Source organism: Amycolatopsis ruanii (assembly GCF_003385175.1).
In the GTDB taxonomy this organism is placed as follows: Bacteria; Actinomycetota; Actinomycetes; order Mycobacteriales; family Pseudonocardiaceae; genus Amycolatopsis_E; species Amycolatopsis_E thermalba.
Map to the genome: position 1 here is coordinate 84,001 of NZ_PQHY01000007.1, position 19,501 is coordinate 103,501.

General features: G+C 72.3%; 11 protein-coding genes. 2 read left to right on the plus strand and 9 right to left on the minus strand.

What is annotated here, in order from left to right:
* The 7 genes from treS to malQ all read right to left on the minus strand — a co-directional run bounded on the left by treS (position 1) and on the right by malQ (position 15,326).
* Positions 1-1,812 carry a maltose alpha-D-glucosyltransferase gene (gene treS, locus D0D28_RS05900; RefSeq protein WP_094007146.1) on the minus strand — a complete coding sequence of 604 codons (1,812 nt, stop codon included), beginning with the start codon at positions 1,810-1,812 and terminating at the stop codon, positions 1-3.
* 101 nt (positions 1,813-1,913) lie between these two features.
* Positions 1,914-3,899 (minus strand): maltotransferase domain-containing protein, encoded by a 1,986-nt coding sequence (locus D0D28_RS05905; RefSeq protein WP_094006962.1) that lies wholly within the window; start codon positions 3,897-3,899, stop codon positions 1,914-1,916.
* Between the two features lie 745 nt (positions 3,900-4,644).
* The gene (gene glgX / locus D0D28_RS05910) at positions 4,645-6,780 is read right to left on the minus strand and encodes a glycogen debranching protein GlgX (protein ID WP_094006963.1); all 2,136 of its coding nucleotides are present in this window, start codon (positions 6,778-6,780) and stop codon (positions 4,645-4,647) included.
* 453 nt (positions 6,781-7,233) lie between these two features.
* Entirely contained in the window at positions 7,234-8,943 is a 1,710-nt protein-coding gene (gene treZ / locus D0D28_RS05915) for a malto-oligosyltrehalose trehalohydrolase (RefSeq protein WP_094006971.1), read from the minus strand.
* Positions 8,940-11,210: a malto-oligosyltrehalose synthase gene (treY, locus tag D0D28_RS05920; RefSeq protein WP_116109986.1), complete on the minus strand. Its 2,271-nt coding sequence runs from the start codon at positions 11,208-11,210 to the stop codon at positions 8,940-8,942. The genes treZ and treY overlap by 4 nt, the downstream gene beginning before the upstream one ends.
* Entirely contained in the window at positions 11,207-13,324 is a 2,118-nt protein-coding gene (glgX, locus tag D0D28_RS05925) for a glycogen debranching protein GlgX (RefSeq protein ID WP_094006975.1), read from the minus strand. Before glgX (D0D28_RS05925) ends, treY begins: the two co-directional genes overlap by 4 nt.
* A 61-nt stretch (positions 13,325-13,385) precedes the next feature.
* Positions 13,386-15,326: a 4-alpha-glucanotransferase gene (gene malQ / locus D0D28_RS05930; protein WP_116109987.1), complete on the minus strand. Its 1,941-nt coding sequence runs from the start codon at positions 15,324-15,326 to the stop codon at positions 13,386-13,388.
* Positions 15,327-15,384: 58 nt separating this feature from the next.
* Here malQ and D0D28_RS05935 point away from each other — a divergent pair, with 58 nt between their 5' ends.
* On the plus strand, positions 15,385-16,641 hold the full coding sequence (locus D0D28_RS05935) for an alpha-amylase family protein (protein ID WP_116109988.1): 1,257 nt from the start codon (positions 15,385-15,387) through the stop codon (positions 16,639-16,641).
* Positions 16,642-16,707: 66 nt separating this feature from the next.
* Here the strand turns inward: D0D28_RS05935 and D0D28_RS05940 are convergent, their stop codons facing one another.
* Together D0D28_RS05940 and D0D28_RS05945 are read right to left on the minus strand one after the other, a co-directional pair.
* Positions 16,708-17,007: a hypothetical protein gene (locus D0D28_RS05940; RefSeq protein ID WP_094007148.1), complete on the minus strand. Its 300-nt coding sequence runs from the start codon at positions 17,005-17,007 to the stop codon at positions 16,708-16,710.
* A 79-nt stretch (positions 17,008-17,086) separates the two neighbouring features.
* Positions 17,087-17,725, minus strand: coding sequence for a DUF6801 domain-containing protein (locus D0D28_RS05945; protein ID WP_116109989.1), 639 nt, complete (start codon positions 17,723-17,725; stop codon positions 17,087-17,089).
* Between the two features lie 247 nt (positions 17,726-17,972).
* Here D0D28_RS05945 and D0D28_RS05950 point away from each other — a divergent pair, with 247 nt between their 5' ends.
* Entirely contained in the window at positions 17,973-19,472 is a 1,500-nt protein-coding gene (locus tag D0D28_RS05950) for an AMP-binding protein (protein WP_116109990.1), read from the plus strand.
* The last annotated feature ends 29 nt before the right edge of the window (positions 19,473-19,501 follow it).

Below are 19,501 nucleotides of genomic sequence, written 5' to 3' on the forward strand. Positions count from 1 at the left end.
TCACTCACCTCGCCTCGCCTTCGCGTCCGCGTCCAGCAGCTGGAACCAGTAGAAGCCGTGCCCCGGCAACGTCAGCAGGTAAGGCAGTTCCCCGATGTCGGGGAACTGAACACCGCCGGTGAGCTCCAGGGGCGTGTAGCCGTGATGCTCCGACAGGTCCAGCTCGACCGGCTGCGGGAATCGCGACAGATTGTTCACACACAGGACGATGTCGAGCCGCCCGTCCGGCCGGATCCAGGTGCGCTTGTAGGCCAGCACGCTCGGGTTGGACCCGCCGAGCTCGACGAAGTCGCCCTCGGCGAACGCGTGGTGCTGCTTGCGGACCTCGATCATCCGCCGCGTCCAGTTGAGCAGCGACGACGCGCTGTCCCGCTGGGCCTCGACGTTGATCGCCTGGTACCCGTAGACCGGGTCCATGATCACCGGCAGGTAGATCCGGCCCGGGTCGCAACCCGAGAAACCGGCGTTGCGATCGGGCGTCCACTGCATGGGTGTACGCACCGCGTCGCGGTCACCCAGCCAGATGTTGTCGCCCATTCCGATCTCGTCACCGTAGTACAGAACGGGTGAGCCGGGCAGGGACAGCAGCAAAGCCGTGAACAATTCGAGCTGGTTGCGGTCGTTCTCCAGCAGCGGCGCCAGGCGGCGGCGGATGCCGATGTTGGCCTTCATCCGCGGGTCCTTGGCGTACTCCGCGTACATGTAGTCGCGCTCTTCGTCGCTGACCATCTCCAGGGTCAGCTCGTCGTGGTTGCGCAGGAAGATGCCCCACTGGCAGCCGTCCGGGATCTTCGGCGTCTGCGCGAGGATCTCCGAGATCGGGAAGCGGGACTCCCGGCGCACGGCCATGAAGATGCGTGGCATCAGCGGGAAGTGGAACGCCATGTGGCACTCGTCGCCGCCGGTGGCCGGGTCGCCGAAGTACTCCACCACGTCGGAGGGCCACTGGTTGGCCTCGGCCAGCAGGACCCGGCCCGGGTACTCGTCGTCGACGACCTTGCGGCAGCGCTTGAGGAACTCGTGCGTGCGCGGCAGGTTCTCGCAGTTGGTGCCCTCCTGTTCGAACAGGTAGGGGACCGCGTCCAGGCGGAACCCGTCGATGCCCAGGTCCAGCCAGAACCGCAGGACGTCGAGCATCGCCTCCTGCACGTCCGGGTTCTCGTAGTTGAGGTCGGGCTGGTGGGCGAAGAAGCGGTGCCAGTAGAACTGGCCGCGCACCGGGTCGTAGGTCCAGTTCGAGGTCTCGGTGTCGACGAAGATGATGCGCGCGTCGGCGTAGCGCGAGTCGTCGTCGCTCCAGACGTAGTAGTCGCCGTAGGGCCCGTCGGGGTCGGACCGGGACTGCTGGAACCACGGGTGGGAGTCGGAGGTGTGGTTGAGGACGAGGTCGGTGATCACCCGGATGCCGCGCCGGTGGGCCTCGTCGAGGAGGTAGACGAAGTCCTCGACGGTGCCGAACTCCGGCAGCACGGCGCGGAAGTCGCTGATGTCGTAGCCGCCGTCGCGCAGCGGCGAGGCGTAGAAGGGGGGCAGCCAGAGGCAGTCCACGCCGAGCCACTCGATGTAGTCGAGACGGCTCGCCAGGCCGCGCAGGTCGCCGGTGCCGTCGCCGTTGGAGTCGGTGAACGCACGCACCAGCACCTCGTAGAACACCGCGCCCTTGTACCAGTGCGGGTTGGCCGGCGCCTGCTTCGCGGATTTGAAGTCGTCGGCCTGCGGCTCGACGAGCATCCCGTCCGCGGTCATCGCCTCACCGGTGTGCGGGATGCCCTCCAGACCGAGCGCCGCGTCCGGCCGGGCGTCTTCGTCCATGAACTCCACCTCTCCCCACCTCATCCGGGTGCGTTCGACTACCCCGGCGCCGGTCGGTGCGCGGGGTGCTGCGGGAAACTCTGTTGTCGGGCCGGCGCGGATCAGTCCCGGCCGGCCAGGCGGCGCTGGACGCCGACGATGTGCGCGACCGACCGCCACGGTTCGAGGCGCACGTAGTTGGCCTGGCCCCAGTCCCAGGTCTCGGCGGTGACCTCGTCGTGCGCGATCAGCCGCTCGTGCCAGTCGAAACCGAGCGCGGGCAGGTCGAGCCAGAGGGTCCCCTCCTGCGCCTCGCGCGGGTCCAGGGTGACCACCACGACGACGGTGTCGCCCGTCGCCGGATCCTGCTTGGAATACGCGATCAGCGCCGGGTTGTCCACGTGGTGGAACCGCAGGGTGCGCATCTGCTGCAGGGCCGGGTGGGCGCGGCGCACCGCGTTCAGCTTCGTCAGCCACGGTTCCAGCGAGCGGCCCTCGGCCAGGGCCTGGTCGAAGTCGCGCGGGCGCAGCTCGTACTTCTCCGAGTGCAGGTACTCCTCGCTGCCCTCCCGCACCGGCTCGTGCTCGTACAGCTCGTAGCCGGAGTAGACGCCCCAGGTCGGCGACAGCGTCGCGGCGAGCGCGGCGCGCAGCGCGAACATGCCCGGGCCGCCCTTCTGCAGCGACTCGTGGAGGATGTCCGGGGTGTTGACGAACAGGTTGGGCCTGCCGACGTCCCAGTGCTCGACCAGGTCGACGCCGAACTCGGTGAGCTCCTCCTTCGTCGTGCGCCAGGTGAAGTAGGTGTAGGACTGGGTGAAGCCGAGCTTGGCCAGCCCCCACAGCCGGGCCGGGCGGGTGAACGCCTCGGACAGGAACAGCACGTCCGGGTGCGCGTCCTTCACGGTCTTGATCAGCCAGGCCCAGAAGTCCGGCGGCTTGGTGTGCGGGTTGTCCACCCGGAAGATGCGGACCCCGTGCGAGACCCAGTGCAGCACGACCCGCAGGACCTCGGCGTAGATGCCCTCGGGGTCGTTGTCGAAGTTGATCGGGTAGATGTCCTGGTACTTCTTCGGCGGGTTCTCCGCGTAGGCGATGGTGCCGTCCGGGCGGGTGGTGAAGAACTCCGGGTTCTTCAGCACCCACGGGTGGTCGGGGGCGGCCTGCAGCGCCAGGTCGAGCGCCACTTCGAGGCCGAGCTCGTTGGCGCGGGCGACGAAGTCGTCGAAGTCGTCGATGGTGCCCAGCTGCGGGTGGACGGCGTCGTGGCCGCCCTCGTCGGAGCCGATGGCCCACGGCGAGCCGACGTCGGTCTCGTCCGGGGTGAGGGTGTTGTTGCGCCCCTTGCGGTTGACGCGGCCGATCGGGTGGATCGGGGGCAGGTAGACGACGTCGAAACCCATCCGCGCGATGCGGTCCAGGGCCTTCGCCGCGGTCTGGAAGGTGCCGTGCACCGGGCGGCCCTGGGCGTTCCAGCCGCCGGTGGAGCGGGGGAAGAACTCGTACCAGGACCCGAAGGCGGCGCGTTCCCGGTCGACCCAGATGCGCATCGGCTTGCCCTTGGTGACCAGCTCGCGCACCGGGTACTCGTGCATGATCCGGTCGATGTCGGCGGACAGCGCGGGGCCGACGCGTTCGGAGAGGTAGCGGTCGGCGTCGCGCAGGGCGTGCGCGGCGCTGGCGAGCAGGGCCCGCTCGCGGCGGCGGTCCGGGCGGCGGGAGACGCGGTCCAGCAGGCGGGCGCCGGTTTCCAGGTCGTTGGCCAGCTCGGTGGCGTCCTGACCCGCGGCCACCTTGACCTTGACGGCGTGCTTCCAGGTCGACCAGGGGTCGCTCCACGCGTCGACGCGGAAGGTCCACAGCCCTTCGGCGTCCGGGACGATGACCGCGCCGAAGCGGTCCAGACCAGTGCCCTGCTCGGTCATCCGGGTGCGGCGGGAGATGCGGTCGTGCGGGCCGCGCCAGGACACGGTGGCGGCGACCGCGTCATGACCCTCCCGCCAGACCGTCGCCGAGATCGGAACGTGTTCCCCCACCACGGCTTTCGACGGGTGGTGGCCACAGCTGACCGCTGGGGTCACGTCGTCGATGCCGAGCCGGCCGGTCATCGGCAGCGCCCCTCTCACAGTGTTGTCGAATGTGCAGCGTCCGGGGACGTACAGGTCTTCGGAAGGGAGTACCCCGCTGCGAACGTGCGCAAACTACCGCCTTGGGTGTCACTCTCCGTCGGCGGGCCACGTGTGTCCAGTGTGGTCATCGACTGGTAACCCAGGCGTCACGGCCTGGTTCGCTGGGGTGCGTTCCTCGCGCACTTTCGACCCTTCAACGGTGTTCAGGCAAGTCGGATAACCCCAACGGGCGTCAGCTCGAAAGGACTTGCTGCGTCTGGGATCGGGGTGCCCCGGGGTACTCGCGGGTAACCGCGGGGACGCTGGTCTGTTCCGGTGGTCGTGCCGGGGTGAGGGAGGGCGCCGATCACGCTCCGCGATGGGAGGGGCGGTCGCGGGGAGGGATCTTCTCGGCGGTGAGGGCGCCGCGAAGCTACGCGGCTACGCGGCTCGTGGCTGCGGTGCTGCGCGGCTACTGGGCTGAGCGGCTGTGGGGCTGCGCGCCTGCGGCGCAGTGCCGGCGTGCTGGACGCTTTCTCACCCGGGCACCTGGCACAGCGACCCGGCCGGGTCGCTGTGCCGCACCCCGCCGCATCCGGGCGCTTCTCCTGGGCGCTCGTCCGGGGCGGCCGCCGTGGCTGAGGCCCGCGAGGGGCGCGCCCGATCGCGCCCCAGTGCCGCGGCTGAGGCCGGGAAGCGCCGCGCCCGCTGCGCTGGCGCTGTCGCGCCCGCTGCTCCTCCCGGCCTACTGCGGCGTGATGTCCCGCGGCGCGCGGAGCAGCAACAGCGCCCGCGCGGGCATCGTCAGCCTGCTGCCCGCCGTCAGCGCCCCCGGGGTGGCGGGGCTGCCGTCGGGCGTGGTGGTGTCCAGCGTCGGCTTCAGGGTCTCGCCGAATTCGGGGCCCGGCAGCGTCACCTTCGCCGGCTCGTCGCCGGAGTGGAGGATCAGCAGCCAGGAGTGGTCGGCGATCAGCTCGCCCTCCCGGGTGCGGGACTGGCTGTTCGACCCGTCGATCCACATCATCAGCGTGCGGCGGCCGCCGTCGAACCAGTCCTCCTCCGTCATCTCCTCGCCGTCGGGGCGGAACCAGATCAGGTCGGGGCGCCCGGTGGGCGTGGTGCGGCCCTCGAAGAACTCCGGCTGCCTCAGCGCGGGGCTCGCCGCGCGCAGGTGCACCAGCCGGCGCGTGAAGGCCAGCATCGCGGTCGCGTCGGGGTCGCCGGACCAGTCCAGCCACGACGTCTCGTCGTCCAGGCAGTAGGCGTTGTTGTTGCCGCCCTGCGTGCGCCACAGCTCGTCACCCGCGACGAGCATCGGTGTGCCCGTCGACAGGAGCAGCGTGGCGAGCAGGTTGCGCGCCTGCCGGGCCCGCAGCGCGCGGATCTCCGGGTCGGCGGTCTCGCCCTCGGCGCCGTGGTTCCACGAGCGGTTGTCGTTGGTGCCGTCTCGGTTGTCCTCGCCGTTGGCCTCGTTGTGCTTGTCGTTGTAGGACACCAGGTCGCGCAGCGTGAAGCCGTCGTGGGCGGTGATGAAGTTGATCGACTGCCACGGGCGGCGCAGGTTGTGGTCGTACAGGTCCGAGGACCCGGACAGCCGGAACGCCAGGTCGTCCACGCCGACCGCGCCGCGCCAGAAGTCGCGCACCGTGTCGCGGTAGCGGCCGTTCCACTCCGCCCACTGCGCGCCGAAGTCGCCGACGCGGTAGCCGTGCCCGGTCACGTCCCACGGCTCGGCGATCAGCTTGCACCGGGACAGCACCGGGTCGGTGGTGATCGCGGTCAGCAGCGCCGAGTCGCGGTCGAACACGCCGCCGCCGGGGCGGCCGAGGGTGCTGGCGAGGTCGAACCGGAACCCGTCGACCCCCATCTCGGTCGCCCAGTACCGCAGCGAGTCGGTGACCAGGCGGATCACCGTCGGCGAGCGCGGCTCCAGCGTGTTGCCGCAGCCGGTCAGGTCGATGACGTTGCCGCGGCCGGCGTGCAGGTAGTAGGCGGGGGCGTCCAGGCCGCGGAAGGACAGCGTCGGCCCGTCCAGGCCGCCCTCGCAGGTGTGGTTGAAGACCACGTCGAGGATGACCTCGATGTTGGCCGCGTGCAGGGCGGCGACCATGGTGCGGAACTCGGCGACCTCGCGGCCCGGTTCGCTGGCGTAGCCGGCGTGCGGCGCGAAGTAGCCCAGAGGCGAGTAGCCCCAGTAGTTCTTGCGCCCGGTGCGCACCAGGTACGGCTCCTCGGTGAACCAGTGCACCGGCAGCAGCTCCACGGCGGTGACCCCGAGCCGCACCAGGTGCTCGATCGCCGCCGGGTGGGCCAGGCCCAGGTAGGTGCCGCGCAGGTTCGGCGGGATCTCCGGGTGGCGCTGCGTGAAACCCTTGACGTGCATCTCGTAGATGACCGACTCCTCGAACGGCACCTCCGGCTTCACGCCGGTGTCCGGCCCGCCGTGCGAGGTGACCACCGACAGCGGCACGCTGCCCAGCGAGTCGACCTTGGAACGCCGGGGGTGCATCGGGTCGCCCGCGTAGCCCAGGGCCGCGGTCAGGTCGGTGAGGCCGCCGGTGATGCGGGTGGCGTACGGGTCGACGAGGATCTTGTCCGGGTTGCAGCGCAGGCCGCGCGACGGGTCGTAGGGGCCGTGGACCCGGTAGCCGTACTTCTGGCCGGACGTCACGCCCGGCACCAGGCCGTGCCACACGCCGAAGGTGCGCTCGGTCAGCTCGACGCGGCGTTCGGAACCGTCCTCGCTGATCAGGCACACCTCCACGGCGTCGGCGACGGTGGAGGTGACGGCGAACCGGACGCCCCCGCCCTCGGGGTGGGCGCCCAGGGGGAAGGGACGCCCGGCGAGGACGAGGTTGCCGGGGGCGGGTCGGATGGCCATGTCCCGATTGTCCCAGGACCCCCCGACAATTCCGTCACCGCCGAACGGTGTTGATCAGGCGCGGGTGGCCGGCCGGGTGGTGACGGGGCGTGGCCGCGGCTGGGGTGCGCGGGGATGTTCGCGCAGGTCGGTGGCGCCTTCTGCGGGGAGGGGTGGCGGGCTGGCCAGGCCCGCTACGGGGTGGTGAGGGTTTGGTCACCGCCGGGCGGTGTCGATCATCCGGGGGCGGGTGGATGGTGGGTGGCCGCACCCCGGGATAGCGGCACCTCGCGGGGTTGTTCGCCCAGGTGCGGGTGGGCACGGGCCGGCTGCGTGGGGTGGTGGCGGGTCGGTCACCGGCGGGTGGTGTCGGTCAGGACGAAGGTGTCCGGGGGCGGGTGCGCGGCGGTGGCCGCTCCCCGGGGAAGCGGCACCTTGCCGGGTCGTTCGCCCCGGTGGGGTGATGAGGGTCGGTCACCGCCGGGCGGTGTCGATCAGGACGAACGTGTCCGGGGGCAGGTGGGTGGCGGTGGCGGCGCCCCACGACGCGAGGACCTCGCCCGCGGGTTCGCCCAGGTCGGCCGGCTCGGGGCCGAAGTTGCACACCAAGCGCAGCGCGCCGCGGTCCAGTACCAGCAGCGCGTCGTCGGCGTGCACCGCGAACCGGTCCAGCCACGGGTCCGCCAGCTCGGGCCGGGACCGGCGCAGCGCGATCAGCGACCGGTACAGCTCGAGCATCTTGCGGTGCCCCTCCTTGCCCGGCTCCGACCAGTCCAGCCGCGACCGCTCCACCGTCGCCCGGTCCATCGGGTCCGGCACCTCGGCCTCGCCCCAGCCGTGGCGCGCGAACTCGCGCCGGCGGCCCGTCCGGACCGCCTCCGCCAGCTCCGGGTCGGGGAACGAGGCGAAGAACTGCCACGGCGTGCTCGCCGCCCACTCCTCGCCCATGAACACCATCGGCGTGTACGGCGAGCAGAACACGATCGCCGCGCCGCAGGCCAGCCGGCCGGGGGACACCGAGGCGGACAACCGGTCGCCGGTCGCCCGGTTGCCGATCTGGTCGTGGTTCTGCAGGTAGATCAGGAACCGGTGGCCGGGAACGGTCCGCGTGTCCACCGGGCGGCCGTGCGTCCGCTCCCGGAACGACGACCACGTGCCGGCGTGGAAGAACGCCTGCCGCAGCGTCCGCTCCAGCGCCCCGGGCGCGCCGAAGTCGGCGTAGTACCCGCTGGTCTCCCCGGACAGCGTCACGTGCAGCGCGTGGTGCAGGTCGTCGCACCACTGGGCGTGCAGCCCGTACCCGCCGCCCTCGCGCGCGGTGACCAGCCGCGGGTCGTTGAGGTCCGACTCGGCGATCAGCGTCAGCGGCCGCCGCACCGCCGCGGACAGCGCCTCCACCTCCACGGCCAGCTCCTCCAGCAGGTGCGTGGCCCGCCGGTCGTTCAGCGCGTGCACCGCGTCCAGCCGCAGCGCGTCGACGTGGAAGTCGCGCAGCCAGCCCAGCGCGTTGTCCAGCACGTACCGGCGGACCTCGTCGGAGCCCTCCCCGTCGAGGTTCAGCCCGGGACCCCAGTCGTTCCGCCCGGCGAAGTACGGCCCGAACCGGTCCAGGTACGCCCCGGACGGCCCGAGGTGGTTGTAGACCACGTCGAGCACCACGGCCAGGCCCCGCGCGTGGCAGGCGTCGACGAACCGCTTGAACCCGTCCGGCCCGCCGTAGGGCTCGTGCGCCGCGCCCCACAGCACGCCGTCGTACCCCCAGCCGTCGGTGCCGTCGAAGGAGTTGACCGGCAGCACCTCGACGAACGTGACCCCGAGGCCGGCCAGGTGGTCCAGCCGCTCGATCGCCGCGTCGAACGTGCCCTCGGGCGTGAACGTGCCGATGTGCAGCTCGTAGATCACCCCGCCGGGCAGGGCGCGTCCGGTCCACGAGGCGTCGGTCCAGGCGAACGCGGAGTGGTCGTAGATCCGCGACGGCCCGTGCACACCCTGCGGCTGCCAGGCCGAGCGCGGATCGGGAAGCGCTTTCTCATCGTCGTCGAGCACGAACGCGTAGTCGGCGCCCGGCGGCGCGGGCACGTCGGAGAACCACCAGCCGCCGCCCCCGGCGGTCATCTCGTGGTCGGCGCCCCCGGTGCGCACGCGGACCCGGGAAGCCGCGGGGGCCCACACGCGGAACGTCATGACTCTCCTCGCACCAGCAGGGCGACCGGGTACCGCGCCAGCATTGCGGACAGCTCACCGGTGACCGCCGCCCCGGTGATCGCGTCGGTCCACGCACCGGCGGGCAGCGGCACGACCGTGTCCCGCCAGCCGCCGCCCTCGGCGAGCCCCACCGGCAGCCGCGTGGCCACCGTGATCAGCCCGCTGCGCTCGAAGGCGACCGCGTGCGCGGCGGCCGGGCCCTCGGCGTGCAGGCGGCGGTAGCCGGTGAACAGCTCCGGGCGGTCCCGGCGCAGGGTCAGCGCCCGGTGCACGACGAGCAGCTTCGCCGCACCGGAGGAGTCGACCGGCGGCAGCCACCCGCCCGCGATCTCCTCCAGCAGCCTGGCGCGCAGCGCGTAGTCCACCGGCCGCCGGTTGTCCGGGTCGACCAGCGACAGGTCCCACAGCTCGGTGCCCTGGTAGACGTCCGGCACGCCGGGCGCGGTGAGCTGGATCAGCTTCTGCGCCAGGGAGTTCGACCACCCCGGGCCGCGCACCCGCTCGACGAACTCCTCGACCTCGGCCGCCAGGTCCGCGTCGCCGAGGACCTCGTCCGGCCAGGCCGCGACCGCCCGCTCGAACTCCTCGTCGTGGTCGGTCCAGGTGGTGCGGAGCTTGCTCTCCTTGGCCGCCTTGTCCAGGTAGCCGCGCAGCCGGTCCGGGGTGATCGGCCAGGCGCCCACCAGCGTCTGCCACGCCAGCAGGTTCAGCGACGGCTCGTCGATCCCGCGCCGCGCGGTCCACCGGGTCACCGCCTCGGCGAAGGCGCCCGCCACCTCCGACAGCACCGCCAGCCGGGCCCGCACGTCCTCGGACCGCTTGGTGTCGTGCGTGGTCAGCGTGGTCATCGCCGCCGGCCAGCCGGCCTCGCGCGCGGCGGCCATCGCGTGGAAGGCGTCCACGGAGGAGCCGAAGTCGTGGGGGGAGCCGCCGACCTCGTTGAGCGCGGCGAAGCGCGTGTAACGGTAGAAGGTGGTGTCCTCGGTGCCCTTGGCGACCACCATGCCGGACGTCTGCTGGATGCGGGTGGCCAGCTCGCCGCGCGGGTCCTCGCGCACCTGGAAGTCCAGCGCGTCGATCGCCTCGGCGAGATCGGGCCGCGCGGCGCGGGCGGCGGCGATCGCGGCCGCCCAGTGCGCCGCGCCCTCGGGCAGGTAGGACCGGTACACCGGGAACGCGATCATCGTCTCGGCCACCGCGCCCTGTGCCGCCTCGGGTTCCACGCCGCGCACCAGCGCGGCGATCCGGCGCACCTCGGCCACCAGGATCCGGTCGGTCACCAGGCGCCGCGCCCGGTCCTCGACCTCGGCGTAGTCCACCGGCTGGCCCAGCCACCGGGCCAGCTCGGTCAGCGGCGCCTCCCCGGCCGGGTCGACCAGCAGCCCGGTGATCTCCCGCAGCGCGTCGTAGCCGGTGGTGCCGTCCACCGGCCAGCTCTGCGGCAGGTCCTCACCCGGGTGCAGGATCTTCTCCACCACCAGCCACGCCTCCGGCGCGCCCGCGCGCAGCATCCGCATGTAGCCGCCCGGATCGGCCAGGCCGTCCGGGTGGTCCACGCGCAGCCCGGTGACCTCGCCCTCGGCGACCCAGCGCAGCACCTCGCCGTGCGTGGCCTGGAAGACGTCGGGCAGCTCGACCCGCACCGCGGCGAGCGTGGTGATGTCGAAGAAGCGGCGGTAGTTCAGCTCCGCGTTGCCGCGCCGCCAGCCCACCAGCTCGTAGTGCTGCCGCGCGTGCACCTCCTCGGGGCTGCCCTGCCCGGTGCCGGGCGCGATCGGGAACCGGTGCTCGTAGTAGACGAGTTCCTCGCCCTCGACCCGCAGCCCGGCCACGTCGGCGTCGTCCCCGAGGACGGGCAGCAGCACCTTGCCGCGCCGCCAGTCGATGTCGAAGTAGTCGGCGTGGGCCGAGCCGGGGCCGTGCCGCAGCACGTCCCACCACCACGGGTTCGCCTTGGCGACCTCGACCGCCATGTGGTTGGGCACGATGTCCACGACGAACCCGAGCCCGGCCTCGCGCAGCCGCTTCGCCAGCGCCCGCCGCGCGTCCTCGCCGCCCAGCTCCGGCCGTGCCCGCGTCGGGTCGACCACGTCGTAGCCGTGGGTCGAACCGGGCGTGGCGTCCAGCACCGGCGAGGCGTAGAGCGCGCCCACGCCGAGCTCGCGCAGGTAGGGGATGCGGTCGGCGGCGTCGGCGAAGGTGAACTCCGGGCGCAGCTGGACCCGGTAGGTGGCGGAGGGTCTCATGCGTCCACCCGCTGCAGCACCACGAGCGAGCGGGCGGGCAGGTTCAGCGTGCCGCCCGCGGGCACCGGCTCACCCGGCTCCTCGGCGACCGTGCCGGCCTCGGTGTCGACCACCACCGCCCAGCCCGCGCCGTAGTCGGCGCCCGGCAGCACCAGCTCGATGTCCTCGTAGTGCGCGTTGAACGCCAGCAGGAACGAGTCGTCGGTGACCTTCATGCCGCGCGGGTCGAGGTCGTTGATGCCCTCGCCGTTGAGGAACGCGACGATGGCCTTGCCGAAGCCGTCGTCCCAGTTCTGCTCCTTCATCTCCTCGCCGGACGGGGTGAACCAGGCGATGTCGCGCAGCTCCTCACCCTTGCCGATGGGCTTGCCCGCGAAGAAGCGGCGGCGCCGGAACACCGGGTGCTTCTTGCGGAAGGCGGCCAGCGCGGCGGCGAACTCGACCTGGTCGGCGTTGGCCTTGGCCAGCGACCAGTCCATCCAGGAGATCTCGTTGTCCTGGCAGTAGACGTTGTTGTTGCCCCGCTGGGTGCGGCCCATTTCGTCGCCGTGCAGCAGCATCGGCACGCCCTGCGACAGCAGCAGGGTGGCGAGCATGTTGCGGCGCTGCTTCGCCCGCAGCGCGAGCACCTCTTCGTCGTCGGTCTCGCCCTCGACACCGCAGTTCCACGAGCGGTTGTCGTCGGCGCCGTCACGGCCGTCCTCGCCGTTGGCCTCGTTGTGCTTGGTGTTGTAGGACACCAGGTCCTGCAGCGTGAAGCCGTCGTGCGCGGTGACGAAGTTGATCGAGGCGTACGGGCGGCGGCCGTCGTCCTGGTACAGGTCGGATGATCCGGTCAGCCGCGAGGCGAACTCGCCGAGCGTGGCCGGCTCGCCGCGCCAGAAGTCCCGCACGGTGTCCCGGAACTGGCCGTTCCACTCCGTCCACAGTGGAGGGAAGTTGCCGACCTGGTAACCGCCCGGCCCGACGTCCCACGGCTCCGCGATCAGCTTGACCCGGCTCACCGTCGGGTCCTGCTGCACCAGGTCGAAGAACGTGGACAGCCGGTCGACGTCGTAGAACTCGCGGGCCAGGGTGGCGGCGAGGTCGAACCGGAACCCGTCGACGTGCATCTCGGTGACCCAGTACCGCAACGAGTCCATGATGAGCTGCAGGGTGTGCGGGTTGCGCACGTTCAGCGAGTTGCCGGTGCCGGTGTAGTCCATGTAGTACTGCGGCTCGTCCTCGACCAGCCGGTAGTAGGCCTGGTTGTCGATGCCGCGCATGGACAGCGTGGGGCCGAGGTGGTTGCCCTCGGCGGTGTGGTTGTAGACCACGTCGAGGATGACCTCGATGCCGGCCTCGTGCAGGGCCTTGACCATGCCTTTGAACTCCTGCACCTGGCCGGCCTGCTCGGGCAGCGCCGCGTAGCCCTCGTGCGGGGCGAAGAACCCGATCGTGTTGTAGCCCCAGTAGTTGCGCAGGCCCTTCTCGGCGAGGCCGTGGTCGGTGATGAACTGGTGCACCGGCATCAGCTCGATCGCCGTGACGCCGAGCTTCGTCAGGTGCTCGATGACCGCCGGGTGCGCCAGGCCGGCGTAGGTGCCGCGCAGCCGCGGCGGCACCTCCGGGTGGTTCATGGTGAGGCCGCGCACGTGCGCCTCGTAGATCACCGTCTCGTTGTAGGGCGTGCGCGGCGGCCGGTCGTCACCCCAGTCGAAGAACGGGTTGACCACCACCGCGTGCGGCACGTGCGCCGCCGAATCGGCGTCGTTGCGCTCGTCCGGTTTGCCGAACGGGTAGGCGAACAGCGCCTCGTCCCAGTCGATGTGACCGGCGATCGCCTTGGCGTAGGGGTCGATCAGCAGCTTGTTCGGGTTGCAGCGCAGGCCGCGCGACGGGTCGTAGGGACCGTGCACGCGGTAGCCGTAGCGCTGACCGGGACCGACACCGAGCAGGTACCCGTGGTGGACGAACCCGTCGACCTCGGTGAGGCGGTGCCGTTCCTCGGTGCCGTCGGCGTCGATCAGGCACAGCTCGACGAACTCCGCGACCTCCGAGAAGAGGGCGAAGTTGGTGCCCACACCGTCGTAGGTGGCGCCGAGCGGGTAGGGCATTCCGGGCCAGGGCGGCACAGGTTCTCCTTCTAGCGTTGAGCGAGCCGTGATGTCCGACGTGTGCCCAATCTAGCGGTCTTCACGCGCTTCGCCCGGCCAACGGGCGCGCGGCGCGCAAATACTCCACGACATGGCGCACTCGTGCGTCCGCGAAGAACGCTTCCACCGCGACGGGCAAGGGAATCCGCCAGTTCGGGTACTCGTCCGTGGTGCCGGGCAGGTTGGGCTGGCGCCGCTCGCCGATCACGTCGGCCGGCGCGGTCAGCAGCAGGCGCGACGCGGCGGAGGCGAGCAGGGTGTGCAACGCCGTCACCGGGTCGTCGCCCGGGATGCCCTGCTCGGCGATGAACGCGAGCAGGTCGGACCGTTCGGCCGCGGCGCTCGCCGCCTCCTTCTCCGGCGGCCCGTCGAGCAGCCCCAGCTCGGCCCGCACCCGCACGTGCTCGCCCGCGAGCCACCCGGCCACGGTCGGCAGGTCGTGGGTGGTGATGCTCGCCATCGCGTCGCGGTCCCACTCGGCGGGCGGCACGAACGGGTGACCGGGGGAGTCGTAGTCCCGCTGGAACCACAGCACCGCGGAGCTGAGCACCCCGCGCTCGTGCAGGGTCTTGGTCACCGCGGCCTCGACCGTGCCCAGGTCCTCGCCGACGACCACCGCGCCCGCGCGGTGCGCCTCCAGCGCGAGGATGCCCAGCATCGCCTCGGCGTCGTAGTGCACGTAGGTGCCGCGGGAGGGCGGCTCGCCCGGTGGGATCCACCACAGCCGCCACAGCCCGGCGACGTGGTCGATCCGGATGCCGTCGGCGTGCCGCAGGACGCCGCGGATGACGTCGCGGAAGGGCGCGTAGCCCAGCTCGGCCAGCCGGTCCGGGCGGAACGGCGGCAGGTTCCAGTCCTGGCCCTGCTGGCTGAAGGCGTCCGGCGGCGCGCCGACGGTCACCTCGGCCGCGAACGCGTCCCCCAGCGCCCAGGTGTCCGCGCCGCCGGGGTGCACGCCGACCGGCAGGTCGTGCACGATCCCCACCGGCATCGCCCCGGCCGCCTCGCGGGCCCGGCCGAGCTGGTCCTCGCACAGCTGCTGCAGCCAGCCGTGGAAGGCGATCCGGCCGGCCAGCTCGGTGCGCGCGGCGGCGACCGCATCGCCGCGCGGATCGCGCAGCGGTTCCGGCCATTCGCGCCAGTCCGGGCCGTGCCGCTCGGCCAGCGCGCAGAACGTCGCGAAGTCGCGCACGGCCTCGTCCAGCGCGGTGGGCTCGTGCAGCGGCCACAGCAGTTCGAGCGCGGCCAGCTTGGCGCTCCAGATGGCATCGTAGTCGATCAGGTCCGCGTTGTCCGGCCGCAGGGCCAGCACCCGCGCGCGCAGGTCCTCGCCGGCGCGGGCGAACTCGGGCGTGCCGGTGACCCGCAGGTAGAGCGGGTTGGCGTAGCGGCGGCTGGCCGGCGAGTACGGGGAGCGTTCGACCGGGTGGACCGGGCTGATCGCCTGCACCGGGTTGACCAGCAGCACCCCGGCGCCCAGCTCGGCGGTCGAGCGCCGGGCGAACTCGGCCAGGTCGCCGAAGTCCCCGGCGCCCCACGAGGCGTCCGAGCGCAGCGAGTACAGCTGCAGCATCCAGCCCCAGGCCGGCGGCACCTCGGGCAGGCGGTGCGGCACGACGGCGAGGGTGATCTCCTGCCCGGCGGTCTCCACGCGGTGCCAGCCCAGCGGCAGATCGGCGGGGATCATCCGGCCGATCTCCCGGCGGGTGCCGTCCTCCAAATGCAGGACAGCGGGCCCGCCCGCGTCGTGTTCGGTACCTTCTCGCAGCACGAGCGTCGGGGGCAGCACGGTGGCCGCCCGGCGTTCGCGGACCGCGGCCAGCTCGCGGCGGATCGCGTCCGGCCCGGACGCGTCCACCCCGAACTGGGCGAGGACGGCGACGACGACGTCCGGCTCGACCTCGACCTCGCGTTGCTCGGCGTTCTCGTACCGGGTGGCCACTCCGTGGGCGTGCGCGAGGGCGATCAGGTCGGGTTCCACCCGTTCAGGATCCCGGTCCGGGGCGGGTGCCGCCACACGAACGAGACGAGGAGAACGCATGGCGCGCTGGGCCGATCACGCGATCTGGTGGCACGTGTACCCGCTCGGCTTCACCGGCGCCCCACCGTCGGCGCTGCCCGAGGGCAGCGGGCCCGAGCACCGGCTGGCGCGGCTGGAGCCGTGGCTCGACTACGCCGTCGAGCTGGGCTGTTCCGGCCTGCTGCTGGGGCCGGTGTTCGCGTCGCGGACCCACGGCTACGACACGGTCGACCACTTCCGGATCGATCCGCGGCTGGGCGACGACGCCGATTTCGACCGGTTCGTCGCCGCCGCGCACGGCGTCGGCCTGCGGATCGTGCTGGACGGTGTCTTCAACCACGTTTCGCGCGAGTTCGGGCATCCCGAGTGGTTCCGGCGCGAGGGTTCCGGCCACGCGGTGTTCGAGGGGCACCAGCACCTGGTGGCGCTGGACCACACGCAGCCGGCGGTCGCGGACTACGTGGGCCGGGTGATGAGCCACTGGCTCGGGCGCGGCGTGTCCGGGTGGCGGCTGGACGCGGCGTACGCGGTACGGCCGGAGTTCTGGGCCGCGGTGCTGCCCGGGGTGCGGCAGCGGTTCCCGGACGCGTGGTTCGTGGGCGAGGTGCTGCACGGCGATTACGCGGGGTACGTCGCGCGCAGCGGCCTGGACTCGGTGACGCAGTACGAGCTGTGGAAGGCGATCTGGAGCTCGCTGCACGACGGGAACTTCTTCGAGCTGTCGTGGGCGCTCAAGCGGCACGACGAGCTGATGGAGTCGTTCGTGCCGCAGACCTTCACCGGCAACCACGACGTGACGCGGCTGGCGAGCCGGCTGCCCGACGAGCGGCACGTGGCGCACGCGCTGGCCGTGCTGTTCACGGTGGGTGGCGTGCCGAGCGTGTACTACGGCGACGAGCAGGCCTTCCGCGGCGTCAAGGAGGAACGGGAGGGCGGGGACGACGAGATCCGCCCCGAGTTCCCGGCCGGCGCGGGGCAGCTCGCGCCGTACGGCTGGCCGGTGTACCGGCTGCACCAGAGGCTGATCGGCCTGCGGCGGCGGAACCCGTGGCTGGTGCGGGCGCGCACGGAGGTCGAGCACCTCACCAACCGGGCGATGGCGTTCCGCTCCCGCGACGGTGACGAGGAGATCCTGACGTTGCTCAACACGGGTGACGACCCGTATCGATTCCCGGTGGGCATCTATGGGTTGCGGGTGCTGGACTCCTCGTCGCCGGACGGGAAGGCCCCGTGGCCGACGGTGCCGCCGCACGGATGGGCGGTGCTGGGCCGGTGACCGGGGTGCGGCCGGATTGAGCCGCGCCCTCCGCGCACCTGCTGCGGGCCGGCGTTGAACCAGTCTTCAGGCGGTGTCCTCCGGGCGGCGCCGCTCGATCATCGTGTCCGGCGCCGACTCCGGGACCTCCGTGCGCAGGTCGGAGTCCCGCAGCACCTCACGTGCCTGGGCCTCCGGGTCGGCGCTGCCGGCGTGCTCCTCCTCGGGCAACAGGGTCGACCGCGTTTCCGCGCGGTCGTCCACCGCGTTGCGCTCGTCGAACACCCGCGGCCGGTCGAGGTCGTGCTCGGCGCGGACGCGGTTCTCCTCGGCGGGCGACATCTCCGTGGCGCCCAGGTCCAGTGGCTCGTCGTTGCGCGGTGTCACACCGCGGGCGTACCCGATCACGGGTTCCTTCACACCCCGCCGGCCCCGCGGGCGCGCGGGGCCGGCGACAGCACGCGCGTCAGCGGGTCCGCTGCTCGGTCGCGGCCGGGGTGGCCTCCGTGATCTGCACGGTCGCGAGCACGTTGTCCTGGCCGGGGTTCTGCGTGCACTGCGAGTCGAACGTGCCGAGGCCGGTGTCGGAGCCGTCGGCCTTCTTCGGGTGCAGCGTCAGCAGCAGGTCGCCGACCGAGACGGTCGCCGGGCCGGCCTGGGTGAACGTCAGCGACGGCGTCGTGCCGGTCGCGGTCACCTCGAAGGCGCCGGAGGCGGGGATCGCGGTGGGGGCGATCGTCGTCGGGACCGTGACCGGCAGCGTCGCCTCCGGGGCGGCGACCGTCGCGGACGCCTGGGCGGTGCCCTCGACCGTCTTGGCGCCGACCAGGTTCAGCCCCGCCGTCGCGGTCGCCGGCACGGTGGCGACGGCCTCGATGCCGAACTCGGGCGTCGGCTGGCCCACGGTCGCGGTGGCGGGGATGTCGGCGTTGATCACGACGCTGATCTGCTGGTTGCCGATCAGCGGGAACGGGCAGGTGTAGGTCAGGGTCAGCGAGGCCGGGCCGGCGGCGCCGGTGCCGGCCCCGGCGAGCAGCCCGGCCGCGGCCGAAACCGCCAGAACCGACCCGGAGAGAAATCCGCCCGCAACGCTCTTCCGATTCATCGAAATCTCCGTTGATTGTTCGCCGGAAAGGATTACCGGCGAGTAATCTAATGACCGGAAAATGGCCGGGCAAGGCGCGGCGGAAAACTTGTCACCGGGTGCAGGGGTTTTCCCGGGGAAGTTGGCATTCCCGGTGGAGCTGCGGATTTCCGCTTCGCACTCACCCGGATGACAAGTCTCGATTCGTTCCGCTGGCACCGCGCTGACAAGTTTTGACACCCATTCGCAAGATCACTAAGGTCCCGTCGTGACCCAATCCCTGCCGCAGTTTCTCGCGACCTGGGCCCGCCGGGAACCGGACGCCGTCGCGGTGTCCGACGCCACCCGCTCGCTCACCTGGGCCGAACTCGACCGGCGCGTGACCGCGGTGGCCGCGTGGCTGCGGCGCTTCAGCTTCGACGGCGTCCGCGCCGCGATCCTGGCCGACGAGGGCGTCGACTGGGTCGTGGGCTTCCTCGCCACCCTGCGCGCCGGCCTGGTCGCGGTGCCCGCCTTCGCGCCCGGGCGCGACGACGCCTGGCTCACCGCGACGATCACTGACGCCGCTCCGGAAATCGTGCTCACCACCGGGGAAAAACTGCTCGACGTCCGCGCGCTCCTGGACACCGCCGGGGTCGAGGTGTGGCGGATCGTCGCGATCGACTCCGTGCCCGCCGAGGAGTCGGGCCTGGCCGAGCCGGACCCCGCCGGCGACGCCTGCCTGTGCTACACCTCCGACTCGGTCGGGGTGGTGCTCACCCACGCCGGTCTCGTCGACAGCGCCGCGCGCACCGCCGAGGCGCTCCGGCTCGGCGACCGGGCCGCCGTGGTCGTCAACTGGCTTCCGCTGTGCCAGCTGGGACTTCCGCTCGCCGTGGCCGCGCCGGTGTTCGCCGGCTGCCCGGTGGTGCACCTGCCGCCCGAGGAGGTTCGGGAGCGCCCGGAGATCTGGCTGCGCGCGCTCGAGGCCCACCCAGGCGCGGTGACCGCGGCGGCGAACTCGTTCCTCGCGCGCTGCCCGGTGCCCGAGGGGCTGGACCTCAGCGGCGTCCGTGCGCTGCTCGACGTGGGCGAACCGGCGCGGTATCGCGCGGTGCTGCCCGGGTCGGGCCTGCGCCCGGACGCGCACCGCGCCGCGTACGGGCTGCTGGAGGCCACCGGCCTGGTGTCGGTCGGAGACGGCCCGATGTCCAGCGGGCGGCCCGGCCGCTCCGTGGTGATCGCCGACCTGCGGACGCGGCGCTCGCTGCCCGCGGGCGTGGTGGGGGAGATCTGGGTGACCGGGCCGACGGTCGCGCGCGGGTACTGGCGGCGGCCCGCCGCGTCGGCGGAGACGTTCTGCGCCCTGCTGCGCGACGACGCCGAGGCGGGCGAGCCGGGCTGGTGGCTGCGCACCGGCGACGCCGGGTTCCTCTCCGGCGGCGAGCTGACCGTCCTCGGGCGCCTGGCGAACCGGTTCCGGGCCGGGGACGCGGAGATCCAGGCGGAAACCGTGGAGGCGACGGTCGAACGGGTCGTGCCCGAGCTGCTGCCGGGCTCGGTGATCGTCTTCCCGGTCGCCGAGGGGGAGGTCGTGGTGCTGGCCGAATCGGACGGCCCGTTCGCCGGCGCGGTGGCGATCGAACAGGCCGTCGCGGACGGCTTCGAGCTGCGGGTGCGTGACGTGCACGTGGGCTCACCGGGCTGGCTGCCGCGCACCGTGGCGGGCAAGCCCGCGCGCGGCGCCTGCCGGGACGCCTACCTGGCGGGCATCCCGGCGGCTCCGTAGCCGCTAGACGAGTAATGCGGAAGTCTGGG